The organism is Oerskovia sp. NPDC060338 (assembly GCF_042726295.1).
In the GTDB taxonomy this organism is placed as follows: domain Bacteria; phylum Actinomycetota; class Actinomycetes; order Actinomycetales; family Cellulomonadaceae; genus Oerskovia; species Oerskovia merdavium.
Window position 1 is genome coordinate 47,846 of sequence record NZ_JBHXCQ010000012.1, and the last position, 6,911, is coordinate 54,756.

Sequence of the window (6,911 nt, forward strand, 5' to 3'; positions counted from 1 at the left end):
GCGGGGGGCCCCGTCGTCCCGGGTGGGGTCCCCGGGGGCCTGCGCCCCCCCCCCCTCCGCCCCCGGGGGTTGGGGTCTTTCTTCCACACCAACCCCCCACAACCCCGTTCTCGGCACCGGGGGGTCTCGGTGCCTGGAGCGGCCGGGGGGCCGCCTGGGGGCTCGGCGCTCAGTCCGAGAAGTCCACGATCACCGGCACGTGGTCCGACGCGCCCTTGCCCTTGCGCTCGTCGCGGTCGATCTCCACTCCCGTCGCACGGGCCCGCAGGGCAGGGGACAGGTAGGCGTAGTCGATCCGCATGCCCTGGTTCTTGGGGAAGCGCAGCTGCTGATAGTCCCAGTAGGTGTACTTGTGCTCCTCGGGGAAGAACTCGCGCGTGACCTCGGTGTACCCGGCCTCGGCGAACGCCGCGAACGCCGCCCTCTCGGGCGGGGACGTGTGCGTGTGCCCCGCGAACACGGCCGGGTCCCACACGTCGGTGTCGAGCGGCGCGACGTTCCAGTCACCGACGAGCGCGACCTGCGCCGCAGGATCGGCCGCGAGCCAGCCCGCGGCCTGGTTGCGCAGGTTGCCGAGCCATTCGAGCTTGTACGGGTAGTGCGGGTCGTCGAGCCCGCGCCCGTGCGGCACGTACAGGCTCCACACGCGCACGCCGCCGCACGTCGCGCCGATCGCCCGGGCCTCCAGGTGTGGCTCGGCCCCGAAGTGCGGTTGCGTCGCGAAACCCGTCTCGACGTCCTCGATCCCCACGCGGGACACGATCGCGACCCCGTTCCACTGGCTCAGCCCGAAGTGCGCGACCTCGTACCCCGCGGCCTCGAAGACCTCGTGCGGGAACTGGGCGTCCTTGCACTTGGTCTCCTGCAGCGCGAGCACGTCGGTGCCCGAGCGCTCCAGGAAGGCCACCGCACGCTCGGCGCGGGCTCGGATCGAGTTGATGTTCCAGGTGGCGAGTCGCATGGCGCCCAGGCTAGCCGGGGCGACCCACGCCCGGTGTGCCGCTGGGCGGAGGCCGACGGCTCGACGGTGCGTGGCGCCGTCGGGCACGGGGTCCCCCCGAGCGTGCCGCGCCCCCTAGGCTGGGCCCATGGCGACTGCACTGATCACCGGCGCGAGCGCCGGCCTGGGCCTCGAGTTCGCGTGGCAGCTGGCCACGGCCCGTCACGACCTGGTCCTCGTCGCGCGCGACGAGGAGCGCCTCGAGCGCGTCGCGGCGCAGATCCGCGCGGCCGCGGGCGTGCGGGTCCAGGTGCTCCCGGCGGACCTCTCGGTGCCCGACGACGTCGCGCGCGTCGCAGCACGCCTCGCCGTGGTCCACGAGGACGAGGCAGGGCAGCGGCCCGTGGGCCTGCTCGTCAACAACGCCGGCTACGCGGTGCACCAGCGCTTCGTGGGCGGCGACGTCGACGCCGAGGTCAAGGCGCTGGACGTCATGGTGCGCGCGGTCCTGGTGCTCTCGCACGCTGCGGCGGGCCAGATGACCGAGCGCGGGCGCGGCGCGATCCTCAACGTCGCGTCGGTCGCGGCGCTCACGGCGAGCGGGACCTACTCGGCCGCCAAGGCGTGGGTGCGGACGTTCACCGAGGGGCTCGCGGTCGAGCTGCGCGGGACGGGCGTGACGGCCACGGCCCTGTGCCCGGGGCTCACGCACACCGAGTTCCACGAGCGGGCCGGGATCGACTACACGCAGCTTCCCGAGGTCGCGTGGCTCAACGCGGACCGGGTCGTCGCGGCGGCCCTCGCGGACGTGCGCCGCGGCGTCGTGATCTCGACGCCCTCGCTGCGGTACCGGCTGGCGTCGGGGCTGCTCAAGGTCGCGCCGCGTGCCGCCGTGCGGGCGTTCGAGGCGCGCTGACCGGTCTCGGGTCGCGGTCGGGCGCGGAGGACGGACCCGCAGGAACGCTAGCCTTGACCCCATGACCGACACCTCCACGCACCTGTCCCCGACGCCCCGCGAGCAGCTCCGCGACCTGATCGCCGAGCTGGCGATCGTGCACGGGAAGGTCACGCTCTCCTCGGGCAAGGAAGCCGACTACTACGTGGACCTGCGCCGCATCACGCTGCACCACCGCGCGGCGCCGCTCGTCGGGCACGTCCTGCTGGACCAGCTCGAGGAGGCCGGGCTGGGGACCGCGGAGGTCGACGCCGTGGGCGGTCTGACGCTGGGTGCTGACCCCATCGCGACCGCGCTGCTGCACGCCGCGGCCTCGCGGGGCCAGGACCTCGACGCGTTCGTGGTGCGCAAGGCCGCCAAGGCCCACGGGATGCAGCGTCAGATCGAGGGGCCGGAGATCGCGGGGCGCCGCGTCGTCGTCGTCGAGGACACGACGACGACGGGTGGCTCGCCCATCACGGCGATCGAGGCGGCGCGGGCAGCGGGGGCCGAGGTCGTGGGCGTCGCGACGATCATGGACCGCGACACGGGTGCGCGCGAGAAGATCGAGGCGCTGGGCGTGCCCTACTTCTCGATCTTCGGTCTGACGGACTTCGACCTCGCCTGAGCAGGCCTGAGCAGGCCTGAAGGGGGAGGGGCAGGGCATGACCTGGTTGGCCTGGGTCGTCTTCGTCCTCGTGGACCTCGTCGTGGTCGGCCTGATGTACGTGTTCTGGCGGGCCGGCAAGGCCCGCAGGCGCATGTTCGAGGCGTGGGCCGCGCGCCACGGGTTGGGGTACGCGGACCTCGACCGCGACCTCGCGAAGCGCTGGAAGGGGACACCGTTCGGGGCGGGGCACGCCCGCAAGGCGACCGAGGTCCTCGCGGGGCAGTACGCGGGCCGCCCCGCGCTGTCGTTCACGTACGTCTGGACGGTGGGCGGTGGCAAGAGCGAGACGACGCACACCGCGCACGTGGTCGTCCTGTTCCTCCCGGTGGCGCTGCCCACGCTCGAGCTGACGCCCGAGGGCTTCGGGACCCGGGTCGCCAAGGCGTTCGGCGGGCAGGACATCCAGCTCGAGTCGGAGGACTTCAACCGGGCCTGGCGCATCGAGGCGAGCGATCTCCGGTTCGCGCACCAGGTCCTGCACCCGCGCCTGATGCACCGTCTCCTGGAGCCGGACTTCGCGCGCCGCAACGTGCGGATCGAGGGCGACGCGATCCTCGGGTGGACGGGCGGCCGGACGGTCCTGGACAACGTGCTCCCCCTGATGTCACGGCTCGCGGTCGTGGCCGACGCGATCCCGGACCACGTCTGGCTCGACCGAGGGGCGGTGCCGCCGCGTCGTCAGGGCGAGTCGCCCCGTCCTGCTCCGAGGCGGGGGACGCCGGCGCCCTGACGCGTCGGTCCTGCACGGGGTGCACCCCGCTACGATGCACCTACCTTCCGCGTCGCCCGACGACGTCGCGCACCCTCGGTCCGTCGGGTCCGGTCGTGCGGTCGTCCGGGTCGAGCGGTCCGACCAACCCAGCCCAAGGGGGCAGCATGTCAGGCGGCATCATCGCCTTGATCGTCATCGGCGTCATCGTCCTGATCGTTCTCTTCTGGGCGGTCGCGCAGTACAACGGCTTCGTCCGGCTGCGGAACCTGGTGCAGGAGTCGTGGCGTCAGATCGACGTCGAGCTGCACCGCCGTCACGACCTCATCCCGAACCTCATGGAGACCGTCAAGGGCTACGCCGCGCACGAGCGGGGTGTGTTCGAGCAGGTCGCTGCCGCGCGTTCGGCGGCCGCGGGCCCGGTCTCCGGTCCGGCGGACCAGGCGGCCAAGGAGAACCAGCTGACGCAGGCGCTCGGTCGGCTGTTCGCGGTCGCCGAGGCCTACCCGCAGCTCCGTGCCAGCGAGAACTTCGGTCAGCTCCAGGCCGAGCTGACCAACACCGAGGACCGCATCGCGGCCGGTCGTCGGTTCTACAACGCGAACGTCCGCACGCTGAACACCAAGGTCGAGACGTTCCCGCCGAACGTCATCGCGAAGATGTTCGGCTTCCAGCGGGCCGAGTACTTCGAGGTCGACAACCCGGCGGTGCGCAACGCGCCGCGCCTGGACTTCAACGGCAACGGCCCGATCCTCGACCGCTGAGGTCGAGGATCGGCCGCGACGTGCGGCACGGACGGACGAGGGGCGGTGCGCCAGGGGCGCGCCGCCCCTCGGCGCGTCCCGGTCCGACGGGCGTCTGAGACGAGGGTGTGACTCCGACCACAGGAGATAAGGTAATCCTTGCTTTGGTGAGGCACGCCTTATATGGTCCACAGGGCGATGGTCGAGAGACCTGCCGCCCTGACGCCGCCATCGCGGGCGGCCCACGAACCATCACGGGAGACCGAGTGCTCATCACACAACGGGGAGGGCGCCGTCGCGCTCTCGCCTCACTCCTGACCGGAGCGCTCGTCGCCGGTCTCGCTGTCGTCGGGGTCACCCCCGCCAGCGCTGCGGACACCGTCGCGGTGTCGGGCGGCAGCGCCACCTGGAACCTCAAGGACAGCTGGACCGGCTACGTCGGCGGTGCGGGGACCATCACGCCGGCGCTGAGCAACGGCAAGTCCGTGTACTCGCCCGCGAGCGGCAGCATCGACCCCGTGACGGGCGTCGGCGCGCTGCGCTTCGGTGGATCGACCAACTACACGGCGCACGGCGGCGTCCTCGACATCACGGTCGCCGACCTGCGTCTCGCGATCAGCTCGCCGACGACCGGTGTCCTCACCGCGGACGTCACCACGGCCGCGGGGTTGGCGGACGACGTCAAGGTCGCCGACGTGGCCGTGAGCACGGCCCGCGCAGGTGACACGCTGACCGTCACGGCGAACGGTGCCCTGTCCAGCGCGTTCGGCGCGCTCGACGGCAACTTCGCCGACTACGTCGGCCAGCCGATGTCGACCTTCACCGCCACGCTCGACGCGCCGCTCCCGGTGGCGCCGGCCGCACCGACGACCACGACGCTCGCGGTCGCCCCGGCGGGCACCTCGGTCGAGGGGACCGCGGTCGCGCTGAGCGCGACGGTCGCCCCGGCCGCAGCGGGCAGCGTCGAGTTCCTCGACGGACCCACCTCGCTGGGGACGGCCACGGTGTCCGACGGCGCCGCTCGCCTCGACGTCGCGGCTCCGACCGTGGGGGAGCACGCCTACTCGGCACGCTTCACCCCGGCCGACGCAGCCGCGTTCGCCGCCTCGACGTCCGCGGCCTCCGCGCACACCGTGACGGCCAAGACCGTCGACCCGCCTGCTCCGGTGGCCGACCCCAAGGTGACGGTCACGCCGAGCGCGGACGTCGACCCGTCGGTGGAGAACACGTTCACGATCTCGGGTACGGGGTTCGTGGGTGCTGGCGCGAAGAACGGTGCCTACGTCCTGCTGGGCGAGTCGTCGATCTGGAAGGGCGAAGGACCGCTCCTGGCCGAGGGCTGGTTGCAGCAGGTCTACGTCCGCTCGATCGTCGACGGCGCGTTCACGACCACGATCACGGTCCCGGCGGGCTCGTTCGACGCCACGAAGGAGTACGTGGTCGCGACGTCGGCTGCGCACGGCCTGTCGGTCACGGACCGCACGCTCGACACGTTCACGCCCGTCACGTTCAAGGGCGAGGAGCCCACGGCTCCGGTGTTCGAGCCTGCGATCGAGGTCTTCGCTGCTGATGGTGTGACGCCGCTGGGTGACACGGTGGTGCGTCCTGGTGACGCGATCGTGGTGAAGGGTTCCGGTTTCGATCCGGCGGCGAACGTCGGTGGATACGGCAACCCGATCCCCAACACCCTGCCGCAGGGCAACTATGTCGTGTTCGGCAGCTTTGCCGAGGCGTGGCGCCCGTCGGAGGGCGTGGCGAGCTCGGCACGCAAGGTCGGCTCGCAGGCATGGGCGCTGTCGGAGACCGTGCTGAACCAGCTCAGCCCCGCGAACCAGTCGATCATCCGTGGCCAGTGGGCCGACATCGCCGCTGACGGCACGTTCACGGCCACGCTCACGCTGAAGGCCCCCGCGGCTCTCGAGGGTGGCCGCTACGGCGTCTACACCTACGGTGCGGGCGGCGTGAAGAACGCCGACCAGGAGCTCTCGGTCCCGGTCAGCTTCACCGAGACACCGGCTCCGGTGTTCGAGCCTGCGATCGAGGTCTTCGCTGCTGATGGTGTGACGCCGCTGGGTGACACGGTGGTGCGTCCTGGTGACGCGATCGTGGTGAAGGGTTCCGGTTTCGATCCGGCGGCGAACGTCGGTGGATACGGCAACCCGATCCCCAACACCCTGCCGCAGGGTAACTACGTCGTGTTCGGCAGCTTTGCCGAGGCGTGGCGCCCGTCGGAGGGCGTGGCGAGCTCGGCACGCAAGGTCGGCTCGCAGGCATGGGCGCTGTCGGAGACCGTGCTGAACCAGCTCAGCCCCGCGAACCAGTCGATCATCCGTGGCCAGTGGGCCGACATCGCCGCTGACGGCACGTTCACGGCCACGCTCACGCTGAAGGCCCCCGCGGCTCTCGAGGGTGGCCGCTACGGCGTCTACACCTACGGTGCGGGCGGCGTGAAGAACGCCGACCAGGAGCTCTCGGTCCCGGTCAGCTTCACCGAGACGCCGGCTCCGTTGACCGTGACCCCCGGCTCCTCCTCGGTGACCGCCGGCGACAAGCTCACGCTGACCGTCGCGGGTCTCGCGACGGGGGACAAGGTGTCCTCGGTCCTCCTGGGTGACGCGTCCGCAAGCTTCGTCGTGAACGGCGACTCGGTCGTCGTGACGGTGCCGACCGACCAGACCTCCGGTGACCTCACGGTGACCGTCACGAGCGTGCTCGGCGCCACGGGGACGGCGACCGTCACGGTCGTCGGCAAGCCGGTGGTTCCGGTGGCTGACCCGAAGGTGACGGTCACGCCGAGCGCGGACCTCGACCCTGCGGTCGAGAACACGTTCACGATCTCGGGTACCGGGTTCGTGGGTGCGGGTGCGCAGTACGGCGCGTACGTGCTGCTGGGCGACGCGTCGATCTGGTCGGGC

6 protein-coding genes are annotated in these 6,911 nt (G+C 71.8%); 5 read left to right on the plus strand and 1 reads right to left on the minus strand.

Annotation, left to right across the window (positions count from 1 at the left end):
• Positions 1-169: 169 nt before the first annotated feature.
• Entirely contained in the window at positions 170-961 is a 792-nt protein-coding gene (locus tag ACFWGN_RS15360) for an exodeoxyribonuclease III (protein WP_377617958.1), read from the minus strand.
• A 127-nt stretch (positions 962-1,088) separates the two neighbouring features.
• Here ACFWGN_RS15360 and ACFWGN_RS15365 point away from each other — a divergent pair, with 127 nt between their 5' ends.
• From ACFWGN_RS15365 to ACFWGN_RS15385, 5 genes are all read left to right on the plus strand, one after another.
• A complete protein-coding gene (locus ACFWGN_RS15365) occupies positions 1,089-1,856 on the plus strand; it encodes an SDR family NAD(P)-dependent oxidoreductase (protein ID WP_377617960.1) in 768 nt (255 codons plus the stop codon).
• 61 nt (positions 1,857-1,917) lie between these two features.
• Complete coding sequence (gene pyrE / locus ACFWGN_RS15370; RefSeq protein WP_056652610.1) at positions 1,918-2,502, plus strand: orotate phosphoribosyltransferase; 585 nt, start codon at positions 1,918-1,920, stop codon at positions 2,500-2,502.
• 37 nt (positions 2,503-2,539) lie between these two features.
• Positions 2,540-3,274, plus strand: a complete 735-nt coding sequence (locus ACFWGN_RS15375; RefSeq protein ID WP_377617962.1) for a hypothetical protein — start codon at positions 2,540-2,542, stop codon at positions 3,272-3,274.
• Positions 3,275-3,420: 146 nt separating this feature from the next.
• A complete protein-coding gene (locus ACFWGN_RS15380) occupies positions 3,421-4,017 on the plus strand; it encodes a LemA family protein (RefSeq protein WP_056652604.1) in 597 nt (198 codons plus the stop codon).
• A 245-nt stretch (positions 4,018-4,262) separates the two neighbouring features.
• Positions 4,263-6,911: HtaA domain-containing protein (locus ACFWGN_RS15385; protein ID WP_377617963.1), on the plus strand; the 2,649-nt coding region annotated here is incomplete at its 3' end.

What these genes read in the sequence shown, in the direction of transcription:
- ACFWGN_RS15360 (WP_377617958.1), bottom strand. Translation starts at nt 961, where the DNA reads ATGCGACTCGCCACCTGGAACATCAACTCGATCCGAGCCCGCGCCGAG.
- ACFWGN_RS15365 (WP_377617960.1), top strand. Translation starts at nt 1,089, where the DNA reads ATGGCGACTGCACTGATCACCGGCGCGAGCGCCGGCCTGGGCCTCGAG.
- pyrE (WP_056652610.1), top strand. Translation starts at nt 1,918, where the DNA reads ATGACCGACACCTCCACGCACCTGTCCCCGACGCCCCGCGAGCAGCTC.
- ACFWGN_RS15375 (WP_377617962.1), top strand. Translation starts at nt 2,540, where the DNA reads ATGACCTGGTTGGCCTGGGTCGTCTTCGTCCTCGTGGACCTCGTCGTG.
- ACFWGN_RS15380 (WP_056652604.1), top strand. Translation starts at nt 3,421, where the DNA reads ATGTCAGGCGGCATCATCGCCTTGATCGTCATCGGCGTCATCGTCCTG.